This is a genomic window from Aquisalimonas asiatica, assembly GCF_900110585.1.
In the GTDB taxonomy this organism is placed as follows: domain Bacteria; phylum Pseudomonadota; class Gammaproteobacteria; order Nitrococcales; family Aquisalimonadaceae; genus Aquisalimonas; species Aquisalimonas asiatica.
Genome location: NZ_FOEG01000008.1, coordinates 1 through 22,414, shown reverse-complemented (window position 1 = coordinate 22,414; position 22,414 = coordinate 1). Strand labels below are relative to the sequence as shown.

Annotated in this window: 36 protein-coding genes; 2 read left to right on the top strand and 34 right to left on the bottom strand. The window is 64.2% G+C overall.

From position 1 onward, the window contains the following. The first annotated feature begins 16 nt into the window (after window positions 1–16). Entirely contained in the window at window positions 17–757 is a 741-nt protein-coding gene (gene nfsA, locus BMZ02_RS14725; protein ID WP_091645270.1) for an oxygen-insensitive NADPH nitroreductase, read from the top strand. A gap of 87 nt (window positions 758–844) precedes the next feature. Here the strand turns inward: nfsA and ssb are convergent, their stop codons facing one another. Together ssb and BMZ02_RS14715 are read right to left on the bottom strand one after the other, a co-directional pair. Further along, the gene (gene ssb / locus BMZ02_RS14720; RefSeq protein ID WP_091645269.1) at window positions 845–1,309 is read right to left on the bottom strand and encodes a single-stranded DNA-binding protein; all 465 of its coding nucleotides are present in this window, start codon (window positions 1,307–1,309) and stop codon (window positions 845–847) included. Between the two features lie 120 nt (window positions 1,310–1,429). Next, window positions 1,430–2,626 carry an MFS transporter gene (locus BMZ02_RS14715; RefSeq protein WP_091645267.1) on the bottom strand — a complete coding sequence of 399 codons (1,197 nt, stop codon included), beginning with the start codon at window positions 2,624–2,626 and terminating at the stop codon, window positions 1,430–1,432. Between the two features lie 168 nt (window positions 2,627–2,794). Between BMZ02_RS14715 and uvrA the strand changes: the two genes are divergently transcribed. Next, complete coding sequence (gene uvrA, locus BMZ02_RS14710) at window positions 2,795–5,647, top strand: excinuclease ABC subunit UvrA (protein WP_091645265.1); 2,853 nt, start codon at window positions 2,795–2,797, stop codon at window positions 5,645–5,647. Window positions 5,648–5,783: 136 nt separating this feature from the next. On the opposite strand, the gene BMZ02_RS14705 is transcribed toward uvrA, so the two are convergent. The 32 genes from BMZ02_RS14705 to BMZ02_RS14550 all read right to left on the bottom strand — a co-directional run. Further along, complete coding sequence (locus tag BMZ02_RS14705; protein WP_091645264.1) at window positions 5,784–6,770, bottom strand: malate dehydrogenase; 987 nt, start codon at window positions 6,768–6,770, stop codon at window positions 5,784–5,786. 143 nt (window positions 6,771–6,913) lie between these two features. Then, window positions 6,914–7,180, bottom strand: coding sequence for a DUF6489 family protein (locus tag BMZ02_RS14700; RefSeq protein WP_091645262.1), 267 nt, complete (start codon window positions 7,178–7,180; stop codon window positions 6,914–6,916). A 47-nt stretch (window positions 7,181–7,227) separates the two neighbouring features. Next, a complete protein-coding gene (locus tag BMZ02_RS14695; RefSeq protein ID WP_091645260.1) occupies window positions 7,228–7,956 on the bottom strand; it encodes an SAM hydrolase/SAM-dependent halogenase family protein in 729 nt (242 codons plus the stop codon). A 255-nt stretch (window positions 7,957–8,211) separates the two neighbouring features. Then, a complete protein-coding gene (gene rplQ, locus BMZ02_RS14690; RefSeq protein WP_091645259.1) occupies window positions 8,212–8,616 on the bottom strand; it encodes a 50S ribosomal protein L17 in 405 nt (134 codons plus the stop codon). A 45-nt stretch (window positions 8,617–8,661) separates the two neighbouring features. Next, the gene (locus BMZ02_RS14685; protein WP_091645257.1) at window positions 8,662–9,660 is read right to left on the bottom strand and encodes a DNA-directed RNA polymerase subunit alpha; all 999 of its coding nucleotides are present in this window, start codon (window positions 9,658–9,660) and stop codon (window positions 8,662–8,664) included. A 47-nt stretch (window positions 9,661–9,707) separates the two neighbouring features. Continuing rightward, on the bottom strand, window positions 9,708–10,328 hold the full coding sequence (gene rpsD / locus BMZ02_RS14680; RefSeq protein ID WP_091645256.1) for a 30S ribosomal protein S4: 621 nt from the start codon (window positions 10,326–10,328) through the stop codon (window positions 9,708–9,710). 17 nt (window positions 10,329–10,345) lie between these two features. Beyond that, the gene (rpsK, locus tag BMZ02_RS14675) at window positions 10,346–10,735 is read right to left on the bottom strand and encodes a 30S ribosomal protein S11 (protein ID WP_091645254.1); all 390 of its coding nucleotides are present in this window, start codon (window positions 10,733–10,735) and stop codon (window positions 10,346–10,348) included. Window positions 10,736–10,786: 51 nt separating this feature from the next. Beyond that, window positions 10,787–11,146: a 30S ribosomal protein S13 gene (gene rpsM, locus BMZ02_RS14670; protein WP_091645252.1), complete on the bottom strand. Its 360-nt coding sequence runs from the start codon at window positions 11,144–11,146 to the stop codon at window positions 10,787–10,789. Between the two features lie 76 nt (window positions 11,147–11,222). Then, entirely contained in the window at window positions 11,223–11,336 is a 114-nt protein-coding gene (gene rpmJ, locus BMZ02_RS14665; RefSeq protein ID WP_070977974.1) for a 50S ribosomal protein L36, read from the bottom strand. A gap of 100 nt (window positions 11,337–11,436) precedes the next feature. Further along, a complete protein-coding gene (gene secY / locus BMZ02_RS14660) occupies window positions 11,437–12,768 on the bottom strand; it encodes a preprotein translocase subunit SecY (RefSeq protein ID WP_091645250.1) in 1,332 nt (443 codons plus the stop codon). Between the two features lie 34 nt (window positions 12,769–12,802). Next, window positions 12,803–13,237: a 50S ribosomal protein L15 gene (gene rplO / locus BMZ02_RS14655; RefSeq protein ID WP_091645249.1), complete on the bottom strand. Its 435-nt coding sequence runs from the start codon at window positions 13,235–13,237 to the stop codon at window positions 12,803–12,805. Between the two features lie 3 nt (window positions 13,238–13,240). Further along, window positions 13,241–13,429: a 50S ribosomal protein L30 gene (gene rpmD, locus BMZ02_RS14650; protein ID WP_091645247.1), complete on the bottom strand. Its 189-nt coding sequence runs from the start codon at window positions 13,427–13,429 to the stop codon at window positions 13,241–13,243. Window positions 13,430–13,431: 2 nt separating this feature from the next. Further along, window positions 13,432–13,932 (bottom strand): 30S ribosomal protein S5, encoded by a 501-nt coding sequence (gene rpsE, locus BMZ02_RS14645; RefSeq protein ID WP_091645245.1) that lies wholly within the window; start codon window positions 13,930–13,932, stop codon window positions 13,432–13,434. A 15-nt stretch (window positions 13,933–13,947) separates the two neighbouring features. Then, window positions 13,948–14,301, bottom strand: a complete 354-nt coding sequence (rplR, locus tag BMZ02_RS14640; RefSeq protein WP_091645244.1) for a 50S ribosomal protein L18 — start codon at window positions 14,299–14,301, stop codon at window positions 13,948–13,950. Between the two features lie 12 nt (window positions 14,302–14,313). Continuing rightward, window positions 14,314–14,847 (bottom strand): 50S ribosomal protein L6, encoded by a 534-nt coding sequence (gene rplF / locus BMZ02_RS14635; protein WP_091645242.1) that lies wholly within the window; start codon window positions 14,845–14,847, stop codon window positions 14,314–14,316. A 16-nt stretch (window positions 14,848–14,863) separates the two neighbouring features. Next, complete coding sequence (rpsH, locus tag BMZ02_RS14630; RefSeq protein WP_091645241.1) at window positions 14,864–15,259, bottom strand: 30S ribosomal protein S8; 396 nt, start codon at window positions 15,257–15,259, stop codon at window positions 14,864–14,866. Window positions 15,260–15,304: 45 nt separating this feature from the next. Then, window positions 15,305–15,610 carry a 30S ribosomal protein S14 gene (gene rpsN, locus BMZ02_RS14625; RefSeq protein ID WP_091645239.1) on the bottom strand — a complete coding sequence of 102 codons (306 nt, stop codon included), beginning with the start codon at window positions 15,608–15,610 and terminating at the stop codon, window positions 15,305–15,307. Between the two features lie 11 nt (window positions 15,611–15,621). After that, complete coding sequence (gene rplE, locus BMZ02_RS14620) at window positions 15,622–16,161, bottom strand: 50S ribosomal protein L5 (RefSeq protein ID WP_091645237.1); 540 nt, start codon at window positions 16,159–16,161, stop codon at window positions 15,622–15,624. Between the two features lie 8 nt (window positions 16,162–16,169). Continuing rightward, on the bottom strand, window positions 16,170–16,490 hold the full coding sequence (gene rplX / locus BMZ02_RS14615) for a 50S ribosomal protein L24 (RefSeq protein ID WP_091645235.1): 321 nt from the start codon (window positions 16,488–16,490) through the stop codon (window positions 16,170–16,172). 16 nt (window positions 16,491–16,506) lie between these two features. After that, window positions 16,507–16,875: a 50S ribosomal protein L14 gene (gene rplN / locus BMZ02_RS14610; protein ID WP_091645233.1), complete on the bottom strand. Its 369-nt coding sequence runs from the start codon at window positions 16,873–16,875 to the stop codon at window positions 16,507–16,509. Between the two features lie 63 nt (window positions 16,876–16,938). Next, window positions 16,939–17,202, bottom strand: a complete 264-nt coding sequence (rpsQ, locus tag BMZ02_RS14605; protein WP_091645231.1) for a 30S ribosomal protein S17 — start codon at window positions 17,200–17,202, stop codon at window positions 16,939–16,941. Then, window positions 17,199–17,402 (bottom strand): 50S ribosomal protein L29, encoded by a 204-nt coding sequence (rpmC, locus tag BMZ02_RS14600; protein ID WP_091645229.1) that lies wholly within the window; start codon window positions 17,400–17,402, stop codon window positions 17,199–17,201. The genes rpsQ and rpmC overlap by 4 nt, the downstream gene beginning before the upstream one ends. Further along, the gene (rplP, locus tag BMZ02_RS14595) at window positions 17,402–17,815 is read right to left on the bottom strand and encodes a 50S ribosomal protein L16 (protein ID WP_091645228.1); all 414 of its coding nucleotides are present in this window, start codon (window positions 17,813–17,815) and stop codon (window positions 17,402–17,404) included. Before rplP ends, rpmC begins: the two co-directional genes overlap by 1 nt. Window positions 17,816–17,828: 13 nt before the next feature. Continuing rightward, complete coding sequence (gene rpsC / locus BMZ02_RS14590) at window positions 17,829–18,512, bottom strand: 30S ribosomal protein S3 (protein WP_091645226.1); 684 nt, start codon at window positions 18,510–18,512, stop codon at window positions 17,829–17,831. 12 nt (window positions 18,513–18,524) lie between these two features. Further along, window positions 18,525–18,857 carry a 50S ribosomal protein L22 gene (gene rplV, locus BMZ02_RS14585; RefSeq protein ID WP_091645224.1) on the bottom strand — a complete coding sequence of 111 codons (333 nt, stop codon included), beginning with the start codon at window positions 18,855–18,857 and terminating at the stop codon, window positions 18,525–18,527. A gap of 9 nt (window positions 18,858–18,866) precedes the next feature. Beyond that, a complete protein-coding gene (gene rpsS / locus BMZ02_RS14580) occupies window positions 18,867–19,142 on the bottom strand; it encodes a 30S ribosomal protein S19 (protein ID WP_091645222.1) in 276 nt (91 codons plus the stop codon). Between the two features lie 18 nt (window positions 19,143–19,160). Next, entirely contained in the window at window positions 19,161–19,997 is an 837-nt protein-coding gene (rplB, locus tag BMZ02_RS14575) for a 50S ribosomal protein L2 (RefSeq protein WP_091645221.1), read from the bottom strand. A gap of 26 nt (window positions 19,998–20,023) precedes the next feature. Next, complete coding sequence (gene rplW, locus BMZ02_RS14570) at window positions 20,024–20,320, bottom strand: 50S ribosomal protein L23 (RefSeq protein ID WP_091645219.1); 297 nt, start codon at window positions 20,318–20,320, stop codon at window positions 20,024–20,026. After that, window positions 20,317–20,919: a 50S ribosomal protein L4 gene (rplD, locus tag BMZ02_RS14565; protein ID WP_091645218.1), complete on the bottom strand. Its 603-nt coding sequence runs from the start codon at window positions 20,917–20,919 to the stop codon at window positions 20,317–20,319. Before rplD ends, rplW begins: the two co-directional genes overlap by 4 nt. Further along, window positions 20,919–21,575 (bottom strand): 50S ribosomal protein L3, encoded by a 657-nt coding sequence (rplC, locus tag BMZ02_RS14560; protein WP_091645216.1) that lies wholly within the window; start codon window positions 21,573–21,575, stop codon window positions 20,919–20,921. The genes rplD and rplC overlap by 1 nt, the downstream gene beginning before the upstream one ends. Window positions 21,576–21,648: 73 nt before the next feature. After that, window positions 21,649–21,963 (bottom strand): 30S ribosomal protein S10, encoded by a 315-nt coding sequence (rpsJ, locus tag BMZ02_RS14555; RefSeq protein ID WP_091645214.1) that lies wholly within the window; start codon window positions 21,961–21,963, stop codon window positions 21,649–21,651. A 6-nt stretch (window positions 21,964–21,969) separates the two neighbouring features. Continuing rightward, the coding region (locus BMZ02_RS14550) for an EF-Tu C-terminal domain-related protein (RefSeq protein ID WP_342707946.1) at window positions 21,970–22,414 on the bottom strand (445 nt) is incomplete at its 5' end.

Genomic DNA, 22,414 nt, shown 5'->3' with positions numbered 1-22,414 from the left:
CAACACGGGAGACCCCATGAATTCCGTCATTGAGCTACTCCAGTCCCACCGCTCGATCCGCAAGTTCGAGGACCGCCCCATCGACGAGGCGCTGTTCCGGGAGCTGCTGCGCGCCGGCCAGAGTGCGGCGACCTCCAGCCACGTGCAGGCCACCTCGGTGATCCGCGTCCGGGATGCCGGCAAGCGCGAAGCCATCGCCGAACTGGCAGGCGGCCAGCCCTACGTGGCGAGTTGCGCCGAATTCCTGGTGTTCTGCGCCGACATGAAGCGGGTCTTCGACGCCTGCGACCGCAACGGCGTGGAGGGCGTGCAGCAGGGCATGACCGAGCAGTTCATCATCGCCACCGTGGACACGGCGCTGTTCGCCCAGAACGTGGCAGTGGCGGCCGAATCCGCCGATCTCGGCATCTGCTACATCGGGGGCGTGCGCAACAACCCGGCCCAGATCAGCGAGATTCTGGAACTGCCGGAGCACGTCTACCCGGTGTTCGGTTTCTGCATCGGCTATCCGGAACAGGACCCGGAGGTGAAGCCACGCCTGCCGCTGGAGGTGATCGTCAAGGAGGACACCTACAGCGACGACGGCGACGCCGAAGCCATCGCCGCGTTCGACCAGACCATGAACGCCTACTACCGCAGCCGCAACAGCAACGTGAAAGACGCCACCTGGAGCGACCAGATCGGTGTGCTGTTCACCCAGAAATCGCGGCCGCACATGCGCGACTTCCTGAAACAGCGCGGCTTCCCGATGAAGTGATCCGCGGGGCGGCCGGCGGGCGCCGTCGGGGCCCGCCGGCCGCACTCCGAGACCCCGGAGTGCTTTACGCCCCCCTGGAACTGCCTTTTAGAAGGGAATGTCGTCGTCGAAGTCGTCCACCGGCTCCGGCGAGGACTGGGACGCGGGCTGCTGACCGCCGCCCTGCCCCTGACTGCGGCTGCCACCGCCGTCGCCCATGCCGCCACCACCGCCCCCGCGGCCGTCCAGCATCTGCATGTCGTTGCCGACAATCTCGGTGGTATAGCGGTCCTGGCCATCCTGGCCCTGCCACTTGCGCGTCTGCAGCCGGCCCTCGATGTAGACCTTGGCGCCCTTGCGCAGGTACTCGCCGGCGATCTCGGCCAGCTTGCCGAAGAACACGACACGGTGCCATTCGGTCTTCTCCTGGCGCTCACCGGTCTGTTTGTCCTTCCAGTTATCGGTGGTGGCCACCGTCATGTTGGTGACAGCGGCACCACTCGGGCTGTAACGCACCTCGGGATCCTTGCCGAGGTTGCCGATCAGAATGACTTTGTTGACTCCACGGGCCATGTCGGTCCTCCGTTCGTTATCGGTGTGGCCCGAGCACGGCGCTTCCCTGCCATGCCCGAACCGGAAATGTATCGCTTTTGCCGCGGCGACGATAGCCGGGCCTCTCGGGGCATCCCGCAGTCACGCTTCGGAGACGGCGTCACGCCGCAGATCGGGCACCTGCCCCATGCCACGCATGATAACCAGCCAGGCCATGGTGCCCAGGGCGCAGAGCAGGAACACCCACGCCTCGCCACCAAGCCCATGGACGATGCCGCCGAAAAGCCCCCCGAGGAACGCTCCGGCGAACTGGGACGTGGCGTAGACACCCAGTGCCGTGCCCTTGGACTCCGTGGGTGCATAGCGGGAAATCAGCGAGGGCAGCGTGGCCTCCAGCACATTGAAGGCGGCGAACCACAGCCACAGGCTGACCAGCAGTACCGGGGCCGCGCCACCGCCGGTGGCCAGCGCCAGCTGGGCGATGGTCAGGCAGACCACCGCCGCGAACAGCACCTGCCGGTGCCAGTGCCGGCGCTCGCTGACCATCACCGCCGGCACCAGCGCCACCACCGAGAGCAGCAGCACCGGCACGTAGACCTGCCAGTGGGATCCCACGGGCAGCGACAGGGTATCGCGCAGCATCAGCGGCACCACCACGAAAGCGGCGGTGAGAATGAAGTGCAGTATGAAAATGCCGCCATCGAGACGCAGCAGATCAGGGTTACGGAGCACGCCACCGAACTGGCTGCGCACCGGTTCCGCGTCCGCATGCACCCGCTGCTGTGTCGGTACCGGCACCACCGCATACAGCACCACCATGGCCACCACAGCCAGCACGGCGGAGAGCCAGAAGATCAGCGCGAGACCGCCGATGCCGACCAGCGCCGGCCCCAGAATCATGGCCATGAGAAACGCGCCACCGACGCTCATGCCGATGATGGCCATCATCATGGTGCGCTGCTTCGGCGCGGTCAGGTCCGCCGCCAGCGCCATGACGGCGGCGGCGATGGCGCCCCCGCCCTGCAGTGCGCGACCGATGATGACACCGATGATGTGATCCGACATCGCGGCGACAACGCTACCCACGGCGAACAGCAGCAGCCCGCCGAGAATCACCGGGCGTCGGCCAATGCGATCGGACGCGAAGCCCATGGGGATCTGCAGACAGGCCTGGGTGAGCCCGTAGACGCCGATAGCCAGGCCGATCAGCGCCGGGGTGGCACCCTGGAGATCCGTCCCGTAGACGGCGAACACGGGCAACATGAGGAACAGGCCGAACATCCGCAGCCCGAAGATGCTGGCAAGACCCGCGGCGGTACGGCGTTCAAACGGCGTCATCACGGCGGCCCCGGTGACGGCTGTGCTGGAGGTACGACATGGACATCCTCATGGTGCGAAGCGCGGTATGGTACCACCTCGTGAGCGTGGATTGGGTTCGTTCGGTGGCACCAGTCAGCGTAGAATGGAGGGTTTGTTGTTCGCCCCCGGCCCAACACGGTGGAGCCCATGGAACACATCCGGATTCGCGGAGCCCGCACCCACAACCTGCAGAACGTCGATCTCGACCTGCCACGCAATCAGCTGGTAGTCATCACCGGGGTCTCCGGCTCCGGGAAGTCGTCGCTCGCCTTCGACACGATCTACGCCGAAGGGCAGCGGCGGTACGTGGAGTCGCTGTCGGCCTACGCCCGGCAGTTCCTGTCGATCATGGAAAAGCCGGATGTGGACGAGATCCAGGGACTGTCCCCGGCCATTTCCATCGAGCAGAAGTCCACCTCCCACAACCCGCGCTCGACGGTGGGTACGGTCACGGAGATCCACGACTACCTGCGCCTGCTGTTCGCGCGGGTGGGCACCCCCCGCTGCCCGGACCACCACGTGACGCTGAATGCGCGCACCGTCAGCGAGATGGTGGATCAGGTGCTGGATCTGCCGGAGGGCAGCCGACTGCTGCTCCTGGCGCCGGTGGTCTCCGAGCGCAAGGGAGAGCATCAGCACGCGCTGCAGGAACTGAAATCCCAGGGGTTCGTACGCGCCCGGGTGGACGGGATTGTCGTGGATCTGGACGAGGCGCCGGCGCTGGACGGCAAGAAGACGCACACCATCGAGGCCGTGGTCGACCGTTTCAAGGTGCGCCCCGACCTGGCCGGGCGACTGGCGGACTCTTTCGAGACCGCCCTGGGTATCGGCGACGGCATCGCCCGCGTGGCCTGGATGGACGACACGGATGCCGACGACATCGTGTTCTCGGCGCGCTACGCCTGCCCGGAGTGCGGCTACTCCCTCGACGAGCTCGAACCACGCCTGTTCTCGTTCAATAACCCCAAGGGGGCCTGCCCCGGCTGCGATGGCCTGGGCGTCCAGGACTTCTTCGACCCGGAGCTGGTGGTCACCAACGCCCAGCTCAGCCTCGCTGGCGGTGCCATCCGTGGCTGGGACCGCCGCAACGCCTACTACAACCAGATGATCGTCTCGCTGGCCGAGCACTACGGGTTCTCGGCGGAGACGCCGTTCGCGGAGCTGCCGGCGGCCGTGCGCGACACCATTCTCTACGGCAGCGGCGACGAGACCATCGCGTTCCGGTACATGACCCCGGCCGGGGGCACCAAGACCCGGACCCACGCGTTCGAGGGGGTGATCCCGAACATGGCGCGGCGCTACCGCGAGACCGACTCCGGGATCGTGCGCGAGGAACTGGCCCGCTACCGCCGGGCACGCACCTGTCCCGAGTGCGGTGGCGGCCGCCTGAACCGCGCCGCCCGCAACGTGCTGGTGGAGGAGCGCAGCCTGCCGGAGCTGGCGGCGCTGCCGGTGGGAGAGAGTCTCGACTTCTTCCGCGCGCTCACACTGGACGGTGCCCGCGGGGAGATCGCCGCCCCCATCCTGCGCGAGATCGCCGAGCGGCTGTCGTTCCTCACCAACGTGGGGCTGGATTACCTGAGCCTGGACCGCAGCGCCGACAGCCTCTCCGGCGGTGAGGCCCAGCGTATCCGCCTGGCGAGTCAGATCGGGGCCGGCCTGGTGGGCGTGATGTACGTCCTCGACGAGCCCTCCATCGGCCTCCACCAGCGCGACAACGATCGCCTGCTGGAGACGCTCACCCGGCTGCGGGACATGGGCAACACCGTCATCGTGGTGGAGCACGACGAGGACGCCATCCGGCGTGCCGACCACGTGGTGGACATGGGACCGGGCCCGGGCCTGCACGGCGGGCACGTGGTCGCCAGCGGCCCGCCGGCGACCATCACCGAGCGCTCCGAGTCCCTCACCGGGCAGTTCCTGGCCGGCACCCGTAAGATCGCGGTACCCCGGGAGCGCACACCGGTGGATGCGGACAGCCGCATCCACATCCGCGGCGCCCGCGGCAACAACCTGCAGGGGCTCGACATTGCCATTCCGCGCGGACTGCTGACCTGCGTGACCGGTGTCTCCGGGTCCGGCAAGTCCACGCTCATCAACGAGACCCTCTACCCCTGGGCAGCGCGGGAGCTGAACGGGGCATCCACCCAGCCAGCGGACTGCGAGGCCATCGACGGCCTGACCGGTCTCGACAAGGTGGTGGACATCGACCAGAGCCCCATCGGGCGCACGCCGCGCTCGAACCCGGCCACGTACACGGGCCTGTTCACACCGATCCGCGAGCTGTTTGCCGGCACACCGGAGGCGCGCGCACGGGGCTACCAGCCCGGACGCTTCAGCTTCAACGTCAAGGGCGGCCGCTGCGAGGCCTGTCAGGGCGAAGGCGTCACCCGCGTGGAGATGCATTTCCTGCCGGATCTGCACGTCCCCTGCGACGTGTGCAAGGGCAAACGCTTCAACCGCGAGACCCTGGAAATCCGCTATCGCGGGCTGAACATCCACGAGGCCCTGGAGCTGAACGTGGAGCAGGCGCTGGACGTCTTCCACGCCATCCCGGTGATCCGCCGCAAGCTGGAGACGCTGATGGAGGTGGGGCTGTCCTACCTGCGGCTCGGGCAGAGCGCGACCACCCTCTCCGGCGGCGAAGCACAGCGGGTGAAACTGGCCCGGGAGCTCTCCCGGCGCGAAGGGGGCCGCAGCCTGTACATCCTGGATGAGCCCACCACCGGGCTGCATTTCCACGACATCGACCAGCTGCTCGCGGTGCTCCACCGCCTGCGGGACCACGGCAATACCGTGATCGTCATCGAGCACAACCTGGATGTGATCAAGACGGCCGACTGGGTCATCGACCTGGGGCCGGAAGGCGGCCGTGGCGGGGGGCAGCTGGTGGCGGAAGGCACACCGGAGACGGTGGCCGGCATCGCCGCCTCCCATACCGGGCGTTTCCTCGCGCCGATGCTGCCGTCGGCGGAGAAGGCGAACCGCCATCGCGCCTGAGCGGAAACGCATCGGGGCTGAAGCCCCTCCCACAGGACGCATCACCGTGTAGGAGGGGCTTCAGCCCCGATCACTGGAGTGCGCCGCGTGGGAGGGGCTTCAGCCCCGACGAATCACGGACGCTTGCTTACCGCGCTTACTGGTTCGGGAACAGGTGCTTCACCGCATCCCGCTCTTCCACCAGCTCCTGCTCGGTCGCCTGCATCCGCTCACGGCTGAACGTATCGATCTCCAGACCCTGCACGATCTCGTACTTGCCGTTCTTGCAGGTCACCGGGAAGGAGTAGATGATGCCTTCCGCGATGCCGTAGCTGCCGTCGGACGGAATCCCCATGCTGGTCCAGTCGCCATCGGCGGTGCCGAGCGCCCAGGTACGCATGTGGTCCACCGCGGAGCTGGCGGCCGACGCCGCACTGGACGCGCCGCGGGCCTTGATGATCGCCGCGCCGCGCTGCTGCACGGTGGGGATGAACTCGTTCTCGTACCACTGGCGGTCCACCTTGTCGGCGGCCGGCTCACCCTTGATCTGCGCATGGCTGATGTCGGGGTACTGGGTGGAGGAGTGGTTCCCCCAGACCGTCAGCCGCGTGATGTCCTGGGTGTGGCAGCCGGTCTGGTTGGCCAGCTGGGCCAGGGCGCGGTTGTGGTCCAGGCGGGTCATGGCGGTGAACTGGCCGGGATCGAGGTCCGGCGCGTTCTGCTGGGCAATCAGCGAGTTGGTGTTGGCCGGGTTACCCACCACCAGCACCTTCACGTCACGGCTGGCCACATCGTTGAGCGCCTTGCCCTGCACGGAGAAGATCGCCGCATTCGCTTCCAGGAGATCCTTGCGCTCCATGCCGGGGCCACGGGGACGGGCACCGACCAGCATGGCGTAGTCCACGTCCTTGAACGCCTCCTCGGCCTTGTCGCTGGTGGTGATACCGGCGACCAGCGGGAATGCGCAATCCTCGATCTCCATCACCACGCCCTGCAGGGCTTCCAGCGCCGGCGTGATCTCCAGCAGCTGCAGAATCACCGGCTGGTCCTTGCCCAGCATGTCGCCAGAGGCAATCCGGAACAGCAGACTGTAGCCGATCTGTCCTGCGGCCCCGGTCACCGCAACGCGTACGGGTGCTTTCATGGTGTTCTCCTGTCGGTTCTACCGAATGGGCGGGTGCGCCAACTGCCGGCACCACGCCTGCCTTGTGGTTGCGGGTCAATGCTGCACCGCAACGGCTTGCAGCGCGCGATTATACCAGACGTGGAGCCCGCACCGTACACGGCTCACTCATCCGTCTTCCCGCCCCCGCCACCACTGCCCCGGGCGCCGGTGAAGGCGTCCCAGAATGCGCGCTGCATCCCCTCCATGTTCTGCAGATGGGACGGCAACGACGCCGCCATCAGGCTCACCGGATCGTAGCCCTCCATGCCCTGCTGCATGCGCTCGCGGATCATCTCCAGCATTTCGTCATGCAGCGGCTGAACATCCGGCAACCCGAAGAACCGGCGCAGCTCCTCGGGCGTGGCGTCGACTTCCATATTGATCTTCATTTCGGTCTTCTCCTCCCGCAGCGCGCCCCGGCCTGCGTGCAATCACATCATGGCCGGATCAGTCGCACCCGGCTCCCCGCTTCAAGACCAAGAACATCCGCCGCACTGTCGCCGTTCACGGCAATCTCCACCAGACCGCTCGAATTGCGGTACCAGAACGGCTTGCCCAACTCTACATCCCCGAAGGTGGACGCCCCGCGGAAACGCTTGCCCCCGGCCTCCACAATGGCCCCGTCGCTGAGCATGCTCCCGCGGATACCGCTCATGGCATTGCCGTAGGCGTCCACGTACAGGATGCGGGGGACGTCATCCGGCCAGTCTTCCCCTGGCCGCTCCTCGAGCACGCCGCCAAGCACCGAACGGTCCCCGCGCATGAGCGCAAGTGCGGCCGGCGCAAAGACATCGCGGCCGTGGAAGGTCGGTGCCACCGGCCCGCCCGATGGCACCAACGACCACGCGGCCCACTCGGATGCGCGCCTTACCACGAACTCGAACAACCCGTTCATGGGCCCGACGAACCAGCGTCCGTCCGCCTCCACCACGCAACCGGGCCGATCCGTCCCCACCCCGGGATCCACGACACCGAGGGTAATGGCCTCTTCCGGCAGGCCCCGCGTGAACGGCTCGAGCAGATAGGCTGCCGCCCGCGGGTCCATTGATGGTGCGTCGTGCAGCAGATCCACCACCGGCTGGTTGGGGAGCCCGCGCAGCAGGGCCGCCTTCAACTGCCCCACATAAGGACCGTTGAGCCCGAAATCCGTAAACAGAACAAACACGCCGTTCCTCCCTGCCCAGGCCGTCCGGTCGCCGTCCGGATCTGCGCCGTCGCCGCCATTCTGCGCCACCCGGTCGACCGGGGGAAAGTCCGGCCTGAATGACTCGAGCTGATAAACGACGCTGGCGAGCCCGGTGGACCTGAAGGTTCACCCTACGGCCCCAACGTCTGCCACACCTGCTGAGCCCGTGCGATAGACAAAAAAAAACCGGGCACTGGGCCCGGTTCTCAGGTCAACGAAACGTCGGCTCGGCGCTTACTCCGCCGCCGCTTCTTCGTTGTCCTCTTCTTCCACATCCACCTGCGGCCGATCAACCAGCTCCACGAACGCCATGGGCGCATTGTCGCCGGGGCGGAAGCCGCACTTCAGAATCCGCAGATACCCGCCGGGGCGTGCCTTGTAACGCGGCCCCAGCTCGGAGAACAGCTTGCCGACCGCTTCCTTGTCCCGCAGACGGGAGAAGGCAACGCGACGCTTGGCGACGCTGTCCTCTTTCGCCAGCGTAATCAGCGGCTCCGCAACCCGCCGCAGCTCCTTCGCCTTCGGCAGCGTGGTCTTGATGGCCTCGTGCTCGAACAGCGACGCGGCCATGTTGCGGAACATCGCCTGACGATGGCTGCTGTTGCGATTCAGTTGACGCCCTGATTTGCGATGACGCATGGTTCTCTACCCTTTCGATATGTACGGTGCGCGCGTACCGCGCGATCAACCCGTGGCCTGTTCCCGGTTGCCGAGGCCGGCCGGCGGCCAGTCCTCAAGGCGCATGCCCAGGGACAGGCCGTGCGAGGCCAGTACTTCCTTGATCTCGGTGAGCGACTTCTTGCCCAGATTCGGCGTCTTGAGCAGCTCCACTTCCGTGCGCTGCACGAGGTCACCCACGTAATGGATGCTCTCCGCCTTGAGGCAGTTCGCCGAGCGGACGGTGAGCTCGAGATCATCGATCGGCCGCAGCAACACCGGGTCCACCTCCGGCGCCTTCCGTGCCGGCTCGGCAAAGTCTTCACCGCCTTCCAGGGCCACGAACACGGACAGCTGATCCTGGAGCAGACCCGCCGCAAACTTCATCGCCTCTTCAGGCTCGATGACGCCGTTGGTCTCGATCTCCATGACGAGCTTGTCCAGGTCGGTGCGCTGTTCCACACGGGCACTTTCGATGCTGTACGCAACGCGACGCACCGGGGAGAAACTGGCATCGAGCTGAAGCCGGCCAATGGGCCGATCCTCGTCATCACGACGCTGGGTCACGGCTTCATAGCCACGACCGCGGGCCACCTTGATGGTCATGTTCAGCTCACCGGCCTTGGTCAGGTGGGCGATGACCAACTCGGGGTTCTTGATCTCGACGTCGTGGCCGGCCTCGATGTCGGCCGCCGTCACTTCGCCGGGGCCCTTCTTGGACAGCTTCAGCGTGGCCTCTTCGCGGGAATGCAGCCGCACTGCGAGCTGCTTCAGGTTCAGCAGCACGTCGACCACGTCTTCCTGCACGCCTTCCACCGCGGTGTACTCGTGGAGCACGCCGTCGATTTCCGCTTCCACCACGGCAAAGCCGGGCATGGAAGACAACAGAATCCGCCGCAGCGCATTGCCCAGGGTGTGACCGAAACCGCGCTCAAGCGGCTCGATGACGACCCGCGCGGACGTGTCACTCTCGCTCTGGACGTCTACCACGCGCGGCTTGAGAAAATCTTTGAACTGGGCCTGCATCGGCAAGTCCTCTCTGCGTCGTTGATCGGCTCGTGTCGCCTACTCGATTACTTGGAGTAGAGCTCGACCACCAGATGCTCGTTAATTTCAGCCGGCAGATCCGCGCGCTCCGGGCGTGCACGGAAGGTTCCCTCGAACCCCTTCGCGTCCACCTGGATCCAGTCGACGAATCCGGACTGCTGCGCCAGATCAAGAGCGGCCTGCACCCGCTCCTGCTTGCGCGCTTTTTCGCGGATCGTCACCACGTCACCCGGGGAGACCTGGAACGACGGCACGTTGACGACGCGACCGTTCACCAGCACCGCACGGTGACTCACCAGCTGCCGCGCTTCCTGACGGGTCGAGCCGAAGCCCATGCGCCACACGACGTTATCCAGCCGGCCTTCCAGCAGCCGCAGCAGCTCTTCACCGGTCGCGCCTTTGCGGCGCGCCGCTTCCTTGTAGTAGTTCCGGAACTGCTTCTCGAGCACGCCGTACATGCGCCGCAGCTTCTGCTTTTCGCGCAGCTGCATGCCGTAGTCGGACAGGCGCGTACGCCGCTGCCCATGCTGCCCCGGCGGCGTATCCAGCTTGCACTTGCTGTCCAGCGAGCGGACCCCGCTCTTGAGGAACAGGTCCGTTCCCTCGCGGCGGGACAGCTTGCATTTGGGACCGATATACCTAGCCATTCAGTTGCTCCAGTCGGTCAGACGCGACGCTTCTTCGGCGGACGACACCCGTTATGGGGGATGGGCGTCACGTCGGAGATGTTGGTAATCTTGAAACCGGCGTTGTTCAGCGCCCGCACCGCGGATTCACGCCCCGGCCCCGGCCCCTTGACCCGGACTTCCAGGTTCTTCAGACCGTAGTCCTTGGCCGCAGTACCGGCCCTGTCCGACGCGACCTGCGCCGCGAACGGGGTGCTCTTGCGCGAACCACGGAAGCCGCTGCCACCAGCGCTCGCCCAGCTCAGCGCATTGCCCTGCCGGTCGGTGATCATGATCATGGTGTTGTTGAAGGTCGCGTTGATATGCGCGATACCATCGACAACCGTCTTCGTGACGCGTTTCCGCGTCCGCGTTGCACCTTTCGCCATAGCGATGAATCCCAGTTACTGGCCGCCGCTCTGGGCGACTCCAAATGGTTGTTACTTGCGAACGGCCCGACGCGGCCCCTTCCGGGTGCGCGCGTTGGTCTGCGTCTGCTGACCCCGCACCGGCATGCCGCGACGATGCCTCAGCCCCCGGTAGCAACCCAGGTCCATGAGGCGCTTGATGTCCATTGCGACTTTGCGCCGCAGGTCACCTTCCACCAGATGGTTGTTGCCGATGGCGTTCCGAATCGCCTCGATCTCGTGCTCGGCCAGATCCCGGATCTTCCGATCCCGGGTCACGCCGGCTTCGTCGCAAATCTCCGCAGCCGCAGACCGTCCGATACCGTAGATATACGTCAGCGCAATCACGGCATGCTTGTTGTCCGGGACATTGACGCCAGCAATACGCGCCATGAGCAACACTCCTGGTTTGTGCGGAAAACCCGCAATGTTAGCTAAATCTGTAACCTGTCTTCAAGCGCCAGCCTTGTCAGCCCTGGCGCTGCTTGTGCCGGGGCTCCGTGCAGATCACCCGCACGGCACCACCGCGCCGGATAATCTTGCAGTTCCGGCAAATCTTCTTCACCGAAGCACGTACCTTCATGATCTTTCTCCAAAACTGTCTGCGCCTGACGCGAAGGGCGCGTAATATACCAGATTCTTCAGGCGAATGCGCCCCCGGATCGCGATATCGGCGCGCCCGATCAGCGCGGCACGCCGGATCGGCCGAACGACTTCAGGTTGGACTTCTTCATCAGCGGCTCGTACTGATGGGACACCAGGTGCGACTGCAGCTGTGCCATGAAATCCATCACCACGATGACGATGATCAGCAGTGACGTCCCGCCGAAGTAGAAGGGCACGTTCCAGTACAGGATCAGGAACTCCGGCAACAGGCAGACCGCGGTGATGTAGACCGCACCTGCCGCCGTCAGCCGGGTCATGACGCCGTCAATGTACTTTGCCGTCTGCTGACCGGGGCGGATCCCCGGGATGAACGCACCGGACTTCTTCAGGTTGTCCGCTGTATCACGCGAGTTGAACACCAGCGCGGTATAGAAGAAGCAGAAGAAAACGATCGCGGTGGCGTAGAACAGCACGTACAGCGGCTCGCCCGGACGTAGCGTCTGCGCAAGCTGCGCGACAAAGCCAGTGCCTTCCGGGTCGCTGAACCACGTACCCAGTGTTGCCGGGAACAGAATGATGCTCGACGCGAAGATGGGCGGGATAACCCCGGCCATGTTCAGCTTCAGCGGCAGATGGGTACTCTGCCCCTGGACCATCTTCCTGCCCTGCTGACGCTTGGCATAATTCACCGTGATGCGCCGCTGCCCCCGTTCCACGAACACCACGAAAGCGGTAATCAGCAGCACCCCGATGAACAGCACCACCACCAGCGGCATACTCATCTCGCCGGTGCGCGCAAGCTCCAGCGTGCCACCAATGGCGCTCGGCAGCCCCGCAACAATGCCCGCGAAGATGATGATCGAAATACCGTTGCCGATCCCCCGTTCGGTGATCTGCTCACCCAGCCACATCAGGAACATGGTCCCGGTGGCCAGCGTCACTGTCGCCGTGAACGCGAATGCCAGATCGAAGCCAGCCCCCGCCCCGGCGTGGGTGACCCCCTGGTTCTGCAACGCAACCGACACGCCGATACCCTGCACGATGGCAAGCCCGAGCGCGCCGTAACGGGTGTACTGGGTAATCTTGCGCCGGCCAGCCTCGCCTTCCTTCTTGAGCTGCTCAAGATACGGCACCACTGCAGTCAACAGCTGCATGATAATGGCCGAGGAGATGTACGGCATGATGCCGATGGCGAAGATGGACAGACGCTCCAGCGCGCCCCCTGAGAACATGTTGAACATGTCCAGGATCGTGCCGGCCTGCTGGTCGAACATCTGCTGCATCGCTTCCTGGTCGATACCTGGAATGGTCAGATGCGTACCAGCACGAAACACCACCAGCGCCATCAGAACGAACATCAGGCGCTGGCGAACTTCGGTCAGTTTGGCGATTCCACCGAGTGAGGACATTTGGGCTCAGCCTGCCGGAAAGCGGAAGTGCGAGTTAGGCGTCGACGGAACCGCCCGCCTTCTCGATAGCGGCTCTGGCGCCCTTGGACACGCGCACACCCTTGACGGTGACAGCCTGCTCAACCGAGCCGGACTCGATGATCTTCGCCGCACGTGCCCGCATGGGGATCACGTCAGCCTTCTTGAGCGAATCCAGATCAACGACGCCGCCGTCCACGTACTTGAGCTCCGACAGACGGACCTCGGCAGTCACCATGGACTTGCGCGACCGGAACCCGCTCTTGGGCACACGGCGCTGCAGGGGCATCTGACCGCCCTCGAAGCCGACCTTGGTGTAACCACCCGAACGGGAGTGCTGGCCCTTGTGGCCGCGCCCGGCCGTCTTGCCGCCGCCGGCGGAGATCCCACGGCCAACGCGGTCGCGCTCCTTCCGACTGCCGACAGCAGGTTTCAGTGTATTCAGACGCATGGTTCAGGCCTCCTCGACATTCAGCAGATACGAGACCTTGTTGATCATGCCGCGGTTCTCCGGGGTATCCTCCACCGTCACCGTGTGGTGCATGCGGCGCAGTCCCAGACCCGACACGCAGGCCCTGTGCTTTTCCGTGCGGCCGTTCAGACTACGGCGCAGAGTGACGTTGAGCTGCTTCTTCTTGGCCATGATTAACCCTGGATCTCTTCGACCGTCTTGCCGCGCTTCGCCGCCACGTCTTCGGGCGACTGCAGCGCCGCGAGACCGTTGATCGTGGCGCGCACGACGTTGATGGGATTCCGGGAACCGAGGCTCTTCGCCAGCACGTTGTGCACGCCCATGACTTCGAACACGGGGCGCATCGCGCCACCGGCGATGATTCCGGTACCGTCCGAGGCCGGCTGCATGAACACCTTGCTGGCGCCGTGCCAGGCGGTCACGGGATACTGCAGCGTGCCGCCGTTCAGGCGCACGGTGACCATGTTGGCCCGGGCCTTCTCCATCGCCTTCTGGATGGCGGCAGGCACTTCACGTGCCTTGCCATACCCGAAGCCGACACGGCCTTCGCCGTCACCGACGACGGTCAGCGCGGTAAAGCCGAACTGGCGGCCACCCTTGACCACCTTGGCCACCCGGTTGACCGTAATCAGCTTTTCCTGGAGGCCGTCGGTGTTGCTGTCGTTCATCGCCATCGTTACATGCCTCCGTTAGAACTGCAGTCCGCCCTCACGGGCGGCATCGGCCAGCGCCCGGACGCGGCCATGATACTGGAAGCCGGAACGATCGAACGCAACGCGCTCGACGCCGGCGGCCTTCGCCCGCTCGGCAATCAGCTTGCCGACCGCCTCTGCTGCGGCTGCGCCCCCCGTGGAGGAGAGCTTGCCGCGCAGATCCTTCTCCAGCGTGCTCGCAGCGGCGACGGTCTTGCTGCCGTCGGCTTCGATGACCTGGGCGTACATGTGCCGCGGCGTCCGATGGACACTCAGCCGGTAGGTGCCCAGCTCGCGGATCTTCATCCGGCCCCGACGGGCGCGGCGCAGACGTGCTGCCTTCTTATCCATAATCCCTACCTGCTACTTCTTCTTGGCTTCTTTCATGACCACACGTTCGCCCACATACCGAACGCCCTTGCCCTTGTAAGGCTCCGGCGGACGATAGGCGCGAATCTGCGCGGCCACTTCGCCAACACGTTGTTTATCGATGCCCTTGACCACGATCTCGGTCTGGCTCGGCGTCTCGACGGTAATCCCGTCCGGCACGGCGTAGTTCACCGGATGGGAAAACCCGAGCGTCAGGTTCAGGGTGCTCCCCTGGGCCTGGGCGCGGTAACCGACGCCGCGCAGTTCAAGCTTGCGCTCGAAGCCGTCGGCCACCCCGGTGACCATGTTGTTGAGGATGGCGCGGGTCGTCCCCGCAAGCGCGATGCTCGACTGCCGGTCCTTGACCGCGCTGCACCGCAGCTCCCCCTCTTCTTCCACCACGTTGACTTCATCGTGGATGTGAAAGTGGAGCTCACCCTTGCTGCTCTTGACCGTCACGTCCTTGCCATCGAACTTCACCTCGACGCCGGACGGAATCTTGATCGGCTGCTTCGCTACTCTGGACATGGATCTGATCCTGTCTTTAGAAGACCTCGCAGAGGACCTCACCGCCCACGCCCGCAGTCCGCGCGGCGCGGTCGGTCATAACCCCGCGTGAGGTGGAAATAATTGCAACCCCCAGCCCTCCGTTGACCTTCGGGAGGGAGGTCTTGTCCTTGAAAATCCGCAGGCCCGGCCGGCTCACCCGCTGAATCCGCTCGATGACGGGCTGGCCCTGGAAGTACTTGAGCCGGATGACGATCACCGGCTTCTTCTCCTCGCCTTCGATGCGGAAATCCTCGATGTAACCTTCCTCCTTGAGCACGCCGGCGACGGCCTGCTTCAGCTTGGAGGAAGGCACGGAGACCTCTGCCTTGTTCGCAGTCTGTGCGTTGCGAATGCGGGTCAGGAGATCCGCAATAGGATCTGTCATGCTCATCGTGTACTTACCTGTCTTGATCTGTATCCGGGCCGTGAAAGACGATTACCAGCTGGACTTGGTCAGCCCCGGAATCATCCCTTTCATCGCTTCTTCCCGCAGCTTGTTCCGCGCCAGGCCGAACTTGCGGTAGTAGCCGCGCGGCCGGCCGGTCACCTGACAGCGATTACGCTGCCGCACCGGGCTGGAGTTCCGCGGCAGGTTCTGCAGCTTCTCCTGCGCATCCAGCTTCTCGTCTTCCGTGCTTTCAGGATTCTGAATCACGGCCTTGAGAGCCTTACGCTTCTCGGCGTATTTACGAACGAGGCGCGCCCGTTTCTCTTCACGCGCCACCATCGAAGCCTTTGCCATATCGTCCTCGTCTATTTCCGGAACGGAAAGCCGAACGCTTCCAGCAGCGCCTGGCCTTGCTCGTCTGTCTTCGCGGTGGTCGTGATCGTGATGTCCATCCCACGGATCTTGTCGACCTTGTCGAACTCAAGCTCCGGGAAGATGATCTGCTCACGAACACCCAGGTTGTAGTTGCCGCGCCCGTCGAACGACTTCGGGGAGAACCCGCGGAAGTCACGAATCCGGGGGGCCGCCACGTTGATGAAGCGATCCAGGAACTCCCACATGATGTCCCGGCGCAGCGTCACCTTGCAGCCAATGGGCCATCCGTCGCGGATCTTGAACCCGGCAATGGATTTCCGCGTGTAGGTGATCGTGGGCTTCTGCCCCGTCAGGGCGGCCATGTCGGCCATGGCATTGTCAACGATCTTCTTGTCCTTGACTGCCTCGCCGAGACCCATGTTCACGGTCACCTTGGTGATCCGGGGCACTTCCATGACGTTACGGAAGTTGAACTGCTCGCGCAGCTGCCCGATCACCTCGTTTCTGTATTGCTCCTGCAACCTGACCATGACCACACCTACGCGTCGACGGGTTCGTTGTTCGACTTGAAGTAACGGGCCTTGCGGCCGTCCTCCATCACCTTGATGCCAACACGGTCACCCTTGCCGGCCTTGTGGTTGTAGATCTGCACGTTCGACAGATCCACCGGCGCTTCCTTCTCCTGGATGCCGCCAGACTCACCACGCTGCGGGTTCGCCTTGATGTGGCGCTTGACCATGTTGACGTTCTCGACCACGACCTGGTTCTCGTCGCGCAGCACGCGCACGACGGTTCCACGGCGGCCTTTGTCCTTTCCGGCGACAACGATGACGTCGTCACCCTTCTTGATCTTCTGCATGAGATCCTCTCTCCGCTTACAGCACTTCAGGTGCCAGCGAAATAATCCGCATGAACTGCGTCGTCCGCAGCTCACGGGTCACGGGACCGAAGACGCGCGTACCGACCGGGGCCAGCTGATTGTTCAGCAGCACCGCGGCGTTGCCGTCAAAGCGGATCACCGAACCATCCGGCCGGCGGACGCCCTTGCGGGTGCGTACCACAACCGCGTTGTATACCTCGCCCTTCTTGACGCGGCCACGCGGGATAGCCTCCTTGACGCTCACCTTGATGATGTCGCCAATCGCGGCATACCGGCGCCGGGAACCGCCAAGGACCTTGATACACTGGACTTCGCGGGCGCCACTGTTGTCCGCCGCATCCAGCAGGGTCTGCATCTGAATCATCGTGTTCTACCCGCTTCAGTTGTTCCTCAGGGCCACCGGCTGTATTCCGGTCGCCGTAACCTCTTACCGGCGCGCGCGCTCGATCACTTCGACGAGCTTCCAGGACTTGGTCTTGGACATGGGCCGGCATTCCTCCACCGACACCCAATCCCCTTCCTGGCACTCGTTGTTCTCGTCGTGCGCGTGGAGCTTGGTCGAACGACGGATGAACTTACCGTACAGCGGATGTTTCACCATGCGCTCGAAATAGACCGTAATGGTCCGGTCCATCTTTGCACTCACAACACGGCCGACCTGCGTCCGCCTGGTCTTCGTCTGCTCACTCATGACTGCTCACCCGCCTTGCGCTTTTCGTTCAGCACGGTCTTGATCCGCGCAACGTCACGGCGCGCGGCCCTGGCAAGGTCAGGCCGACCCAGTTGCCCGGTCGCCGCCTGCATGCGCAGATTGAACTGCTCCTTGCGCTTCTCGAGCAGCTCCTTCTCGAGCTCGCCGATGTCTTTATTCCGAAGTTCGCTCGCTTTCATCACAGCACCGTCCGGGAAACAAACCGGGTCTTGACCGGGAGCTTGGCCGCCGCCAGGCGAAACGCCTCGCGGGCCACTTCCTCGGAAACCCCTTCAATCTCATACAGCACGCGACCGGGCTGGATCCGCGCGGCCCAGTGGTCGACGTTGCCCTTACCCTTACCCTGGCGCACTTCAAGCGGCTTGGACGTGACCGGATAGTCGGGGAACACCCGAATCCAGATCTTGCCGCCACGCCGAACGTAACGGTTGATCGCCCGTCGCGCTGCCTCGATCTGACGCGCCGTCACGGGGCCACGGGTAGTGGCCTTCATGCCGAACTCACCGAAGCTAACCTTGTCGCCCCGGTTCGCCAGCCCGTAATTCCGGCCTTTCTGCTGCTTGCGAAATTTCGTCCGCTTGGGTTGCAACATGGCTAGTCAATCCTTACTTGTTCGCCCCGGCGCGATCCACCTTGCCTTCCCCTTTCTGGAAGAACTCCGGCTCCAGGATCTCGCCCTTGAACACCCACACCTTCACACCGATCACACCATAGGTGGTATGCGCCTCGGCGAAGCCGTAGTCGATATTCGCCCGCAGGGTATGCAGCGGCACTCGGCCCTCGCGATACCACTCGGTGCGCGCAATCTCGGCACCGTTCAGCCGGCCGGCCACGTTGATCTTGATGCCCTGGGCACCCAGACGCATGGCATTGCCAACCGCGCGCTTTGTCGCACGCCGGAACATGATGCGCCGCTCGAGCTGCTGGGCCACGTTCTCCGCCACCAGCTGGGCATCGAGCTCGGGCTTGCGAACTTCCTCGATGTTGATGTGCACGGGCACACCCATCAGCTTGCTCACTTCCCGGCGCAGGACTTCGATGTCCTCGCCCTTCTTGCCGATCACCATGCCCGGACGCGCGGTGTAGATGGTCACCAGCGCGTTCTTCGGCGGCCGCTCGATCCGGATCGTGCTCACGGACGCGTGCGAGAGCTTCTTCTTGATGAACTCCCGCACCTTGAGATCGGTGTTGAGGTAATCACCGAAATCGGTGTTCTTGGCGTACCACATGGAACGCCAGTCTTCGGTAACGCCCAGACGAAATCCGGTCGGGTGGACTTTATGACCCATGACTGCTCCCGTTTACTCCTCAGCCACCTTCACGGTGATGTGGCTGGTGCGCTTGAGGATCCGGTTCGCGCGGCCCTTGGCGCGCGCCTGGATCCGCTTGTACATCGGCCCTTCGTCAACCATGATCGACGACACACGAAGCTCGTCGATATCAGCGCCGTCGTTGTGCTCGGCGTTGGCAATGGCCGACAGCAGCACCTTGCGGACGATCCCGGACGCCTTCTTGGGGCTGAACTCAAGCGTCTGCAGGGCGGAGCCCACGGACTGCCCCCGGATCTGATCGGCGACCAGCCGCACTTTCTGCGGCGAGATCAGGGCATACCTGTGTTTCGCTGCGACTTCCATGAGTCACCCCTACCGTTTGGACTTCTTGTCAGCCATGTGACCGCGATACGTCCGCGTCACCGCGAACTCGCCGAGCTTGTGGCCGACCATCTCTTCGTTGATGAGGACCGGCACATGCTGCCGGCCGTTGTGCACGGCGATGGTCAGCCCGACCATGTCGGGGACGACCATGGAACGCCGCGACCAGGTCTTGATCGGCCGCTTGGAGTTCGCCTCCGCCGCTTCCTCGACTTTCTTGAGGAGGTGGCTGTCAACGAACGGACCCTTTTTCATTGAACGTGGCACGAGTACGACCTCTACCTGTTAGCTGCGCTTCTTCTTGCCGCGGGCGCGAACGATGTACTGATCCGTCCGCTTGTTCTTGCGGGTCTTGTAACCCTTGGTCGGCACACCCCAGGGCGTCACCGGATGGCGACCACCGGAAGTGCGACCTTCACCACCACCATGGGGGTGATCCACCGGGTTCATGACCACGCCACGAACCGTCGGCCGACGACCACGCCAACGCGTGGCACCGGCCTTGCCCAGCGAGCGCAGGCTGTGTTCCTGGTTGCCGACTTCGCCAACCGTCGCCTTGCATTCCGTCGGCACTTTCCGCATTTCGCCAGAACGCAGCCGAATGGTTGCGTAGTTGCCTTCACGGGCAACAAGCTGCGCCGATGTCCCCGCGGAGCGAACCAGCTGCGCGCCCTTGCCGGGCCGCAACTCAACGCAGTGGATCTGCGTACCAATCGGGATGCTGCGCATCGGCAGAGCATTCCCGGGCTTGATGGGTGCTTCCTGCCCGGAACTGATCGGGGCGCCGACCCGAACCCCGCGAGGCGCGATAATATACCTTCTCTCGCCGTCCGCATAAAGTAGCAATGCGATATTCGCACTGCGATTGGGGTCATATTCCAGGCGCTCGACCTTGGCCGGGATACCGTCCTTGTTCCGCTTGAAGTCGATGACGCGGTACTGCTGCTTGTGACCGCCGCCGCGATGCCGGGTGGTGATCCGTCCGGCGTTGTTGCGGCCGCCCGTCCGCGACTTCTTCTCGACCAGCGGCGCATACGGTGCGCCCTTGTGCAGCTCGTCGTTCCGAATCTGGACGACAAAGCGGCGCCCTGGTGATGTCGGTTTCGCCTTGAGCAGTGACATGGTTTCTATCCGTCGCTGTGCGTTCGTTATTCACCGCCCAGGAAATCGATATCCTGGCCAGCCTCGAGGGCCACGTAGGCCTTTTTCCAGTTCGGACGGCGCCCCTTGATGCGACCAAAGCCCTTGACCTTGCCCTTCATCAGCGCGGTGCGCACATCCGTCACCTTGACGTCGAACAGCTGTTCGACGGCTTCCTTGATCTCCCGCTTGTTGGCATCGCGCTTGACCCGGAAAACCACCTGGTCGGCGTCTTCCGCCACCACGGTGCTCTTCTCCGAAACGTGCGGCGCCAGCAGGATCTCGTACATGCGTTCCTGGTTCATACCAGCCACTCCTCAACGCGCTTGAGCGCGTCAACCGTGATCACGACCTTCTCGAACGCAACCAGGCTCACCGGGTCCAGGCCAGCGGTGTCCGTCACATCCACCCCGGGCAGGTTCCGCGAGGACAGATACAGGTTGTCGGAGTCCGCTTCGGTGACGATCAGGGCGTTGGTCGTGCCCATTTCCTTCAGCTTCGCCAGCAGCGTCTTGGTCTTCGGCTCTTCCACGTCGAAGCCATCCACGACCACCAGGCGATCCTGGCGCGCCAGCTCGGAGAAGATGCTGCTAATCGCGGCGCGATAGGCCTTGCGATTGACCTTCTGCGAGAAATCCCGCGGCCGCGCTGCAAACGTCTTGCCACCACTGCGCCAGATCGGGCTGCGGATCGTGCCGGCCCGGGCACGGCCCGTGCCTTTCTGACGCCAGGGCTTGGAGCCGCCGCCGCTGACTTCCGCGCGGCTCTTCTGCGCCTTGGTCCCGGCGCGGCCACCGGCCAGGTAGGCGGTGACGACCTGGTGTACCAGGCCTTCGTTGAATTCGCGGCCGAAGGCTGCGTCGGATACCGTTACCTTGCCGCCGCCATGGGTCTGGAGTTCCATCAGCTGCTCCTCCCTTCAACCGCCTTGACGGTCGGCTGGACGATGACATCGGAACCGGTTGCACCCGGAACCGCACCCTTGACCAGCAGCAGGTTGCGCTCGGCGTCCACCCGGACAATCTCCAGGTTCGCCTCGGTGACCGCCTTGTTCCCCATCTGCCCGGCCATCTTCTTGCCCTTGAACACACGCCCCGGGGACTGGTTCTGACCGATGGAACCCGGCGCCCGGTGGGCCTTCGAGTTACCGTGGGTGGCGTCCTGTGTGGCGAAGTTGTGGCGCTTAACGCCACCGGCAAAGCCCTTGCCCTTGCTGACCCCGCGCACGTCGACGTGCTGCCCGGCCTCAAAGGTATCGACCTTGATCTCACCGCCAACTTCCAGCGACGTTTCCTCGCCTTCCGCGAGCCTGAATTCCCACAGGCCGCGACCGGCATCCACACCCGCCTTGGCAAAGTGCCCGGCAAGGGGTTTGGTCACCCGGGACGGCCGACGCGAACCTGCCGTGACCTGCACCGCCAGATATCCATCCACGTCAGCGTTCTTCAGCTGCGTGATGCGATTCGGGGTGGCCTCGATCACGGTCACCGGGACGGACGCGCCGTCCTCGGTAAAGATCCGCGTCATGCCGCGTTTACGACCGACGATTCCGATAGCCATCGTTACCTCTTCCAGAGACAAAGAGCCCTGACCGCACCGGTCGGCGCGGCCGGGCCCTGCTTAGCGTAACGCTTCAGTAAAGCTTGATCTGTACGTCGACACCGGCGGCCAGGTCGAGCTTCATGAGCGCGTCCACCGTCTTGTCCGTCGGGTCGATGATGTCCATCAGACGCTTGTGCGTCCGGATTTCGTACTGATCCCGCGCATCCTTGTTCACATGCGGCGAGATCAGCAGCGTGTAGCGTTCCTTCTTCGTCGGCAGCGGAATGGGACCACGCACCTGGGCGCCGGTCCGCTTCGCGGTCTCGACGATCTCACCGGCCGACACATCGATCAGCCGGTGGTCGAACGCCTTGAGTCGAATACGAATCTTCTGATTGGTAGTCATATCGGCTTACTCAACAATCTTCGATACGACGCCGGCACCGACGGTGCGGCCGCCTTCGCGGATGGCGAAGCGCAGACCGTCTTCCATCGCGATCGGCGCAATCAGCGACACCGTCATCTGCACGTTGTCACCCGGCATCACCATCTCCGTACCCGACGGCAGCTCACAGGAACCCGTCACGTCCGTCGTACGGAAGTAAAACTGCGGGCGATACCCATTGAAGAACGGCGTGTGACGACCACCCTCGTCCTTCGACAGAATGTACACCTCGCACTCGAACTTCGTGTGCGGCGTGATCGAACCCGGCTTGCACAGCACCTGACCACGCTCCACGTCATCACGCTTCGTACCACGCAGCAGCGCACCAATGTTGTCGCCCGCCTCGCCCTGGTCCAGCAGCTTGCGGAACATCTCAACACCCGTGCACACCGTCTTCACCGTCGGACGAATA

What these genes read in the sequence shown, in the direction of transcription:
- rplD (WP_091645218.1), bottom strand. Translation starts at nt 20,919, where the DNA reads ATGGAACTCCAGACCCATGGCGGCGGCAAGGTAACGGTATCCGACGCA.
- rplE (WP_091645237.1), bottom strand. Translation starts at nt 16,161, where the DNA reads ATGGTCAGGTTGCAGGAGCAATACAGAAACGAGGTGATCGGGCAGCTG.
- rpmJ (WP_070977974.1), bottom strand. Translation starts at nt 11,336, where the DNA reads ATGAAGGTACGTGCTTCGGTGAAGAAGATTTGCCGGAACTGCAAGATT.
- rplQ (WP_091645259.1), bottom strand. Translation starts at nt 8,616, where the DNA reads ATGCGTCATCGCAAATCAGGGCGTCAACTGAATCGCAACAGCAGCCAT.
- rpmC (WP_091645229.1), bottom strand. Translation starts at nt 17,402, where the DNA reads ATGAAAGCGAGCGAACTTCGGAATAAAGACATCGGCGAGCTCGAGAAG.
- rplB (WP_091645221.1), bottom strand. Translation starts at nt 19,997, where the DNA reads ATGTCACTGCTCAAGGCGAAACCGACATCACCAGGGCGCCGCTTTGTC.
- rplP (WP_091645228.1), bottom strand. Translation starts at nt 17,815, where the DNA reads ATGTTGCAACCCAAGCGGACGAAATTTCGCAAGCAGCAGAAAGGCCGG.
- rplC (WP_091645216.1), bottom strand. Translation starts at nt 21,575, where the DNA reads ATGGCTATCGGAATCGTCGGTCGTAAACGCGGCATGACGCGGATCTTT.
- rplW (WP_091645219.1), bottom strand. Translation starts at nt 20,320, where the DNA reads ATGAACCAGGAACGCATGTACGAGATCCTGCTGGCGCCGCACGTTTCG.
- rpsE (WP_091645245.1), bottom strand. Translation starts at nt 13,932, where the DNA reads ATGGCGATGAACGACAGCAACACCGACGGCCTCCAGGAAAAGCTGATT.
- rplX (WP_091645235.1), bottom strand. Translation starts at nt 16,490, where the DNA reads ATGCAGAAGATCAAGAAGGGTGACGACGTCATCGTTGTCGCCGGAAAG.
- rplV (WP_091645224.1), bottom strand. Translation starts at nt 18,857, where the DNA reads ATGGAAGTCGCAGCGAAACACAGGTATGCCCTGATCTCGCCGCAGAAA.
- rpsJ (WP_091645214.1), bottom strand. Translation starts at nt 21,963, where the DNA reads ATGACTACCAATCAGAAGATTCGTATTCGACTCAAGGCGTTCGACCAC.
- rpsC (WP_091645226.1), bottom strand. Translation starts at nt 18,512, where the DNA reads ATGGGTCATAAAGTCCACCCGACCGGATTTCGTCTGGGCGTTACCGAA.
- rpsM (WP_091645252.1), bottom strand. Translation starts at nt 11,146, where the DNA reads ATGGCGCGTATTGCTGGCGTCAATGTCCCGGACAACAAGCATGCCGTG.
- BMZ02_RS14700 (WP_091645262.1), bottom strand. Translation starts at nt 7,180, where the DNA reads ATGAAGATCAATATGGAAGTCGACGCCACGCCCGAGGAGCTGCGCCGG.
- secY (WP_091645250.1), bottom strand. Translation starts at nt 12,768, where the DNA reads ATGTCCTCACTCGGTGGAATCGCCAAACTGACCGAAGTTCGCCAGCGC.
- rplN (WP_091645233.1), bottom strand. Translation starts at nt 16,875, where the DNA reads ATGATTCAGATGCAGACCCTGCTGGATGCGGCGGACAACAGTGGCGCC.
- BMZ02_RS14685 (WP_091645257.1), bottom strand. Translation starts at nt 9,660, where the DNA reads ATGCAGGCCCAGTTCAAAGATTTTCTCAAGCCGCGCGTGGTAGACGTC.
- rplF (WP_091645242.1), bottom strand. Translation starts at nt 14,847, where the DNA reads ATGTCCAGAGTAGCGAAGCAGCCGATCAAGATTCCGTCCGGCGTCGAG.
- rplO (WP_091645249.1), bottom strand. Translation starts at nt 13,237, where the DNA reads ATGCGTCTGAATACACTGAAACCTGCTGTCGGCAGTCGGAAGGAGCGC.
- ssb (WP_091645269.1), bottom strand. Translation starts at nt 1,309, where the DNA reads ATGGCCCGTGGAGTCAACAAAGTCATTCTGATCGGCAACCTCGGCAAG.
- rpsD (WP_091645256.1), bottom strand. Translation starts at nt 10,328, where the DNA reads ATGGCTAGGTATATCGGTCCCAAATGCAAGCTGTCCCGCCGCGAGGGA.
- uvrA (WP_091645265.1), top strand. Translation starts at nt 2,795, where the DNA reads ATGGAACACATCCGGATTCGCGGAGCCCGCACCCACAACCTGCAGAAC.
- rpsQ (WP_091645231.1), bottom strand. Translation starts at nt 17,202, where the DNA reads ATGAGTGAGCAGACGAAGACCAGGCGGACGCAGGTCGGCCGTGTTGTG.
- nfsA (WP_091645270.1), top strand. Translation starts at nt 17, where the DNA reads ATGAATTCCGTCATTGAGCTACTCCAGTCCCACCGCTCGATCCGCAAG.
- BMZ02_RS14715 (WP_091645267.1), bottom strand. Translation starts at nt 2,626, where the DNA reads ATGACGCCGTTTGAACGCCGTACCGCCGCGGGTCTTGCCAGCATCTTC.
- rpsH (WP_091645241.1), bottom strand. Translation starts at nt 15,259, where the DNA reads ATGAGCATGACAGATCCTATTGCGGATCTCCTGACCCGCATTCGCAAC.
- rplR (WP_091645244.1), bottom strand. Translation starts at nt 14,301, where the DNA reads ATGGATAAGAAGGCAGCACGTCTGCGCCGCGCCCGTCGGGGCCGGATG.
- rpsN (WP_091645239.1), bottom strand. Translation starts at nt 15,610, where the DNA reads ATGGCAAAGGCTTCGATGGTGGCGCGTGAAGAGAAACGGGCGCGCCTC.
- rpsK (WP_091645254.1), bottom strand. Translation starts at nt 10,735, where the DNA reads ATGGCGAAAGGTGCAACGCGGACGCGGAAACGCGTCACGAAGACGGTT.
- BMZ02_RS14705 (WP_091645264.1), bottom strand. Translation starts at nt 6,770, where the DNA reads ATGAAAGCACCCGTACGCGTTGCGGTGACCGGGGCCGCAGGACAGATC.
- rpmD (WP_091645247.1), bottom strand. Translation starts at nt 13,429, where the DNA reads ATGGCCAAGAAGAAGCAGCTCAACGTCACTCTGCGCCGTAGTCTGAAC.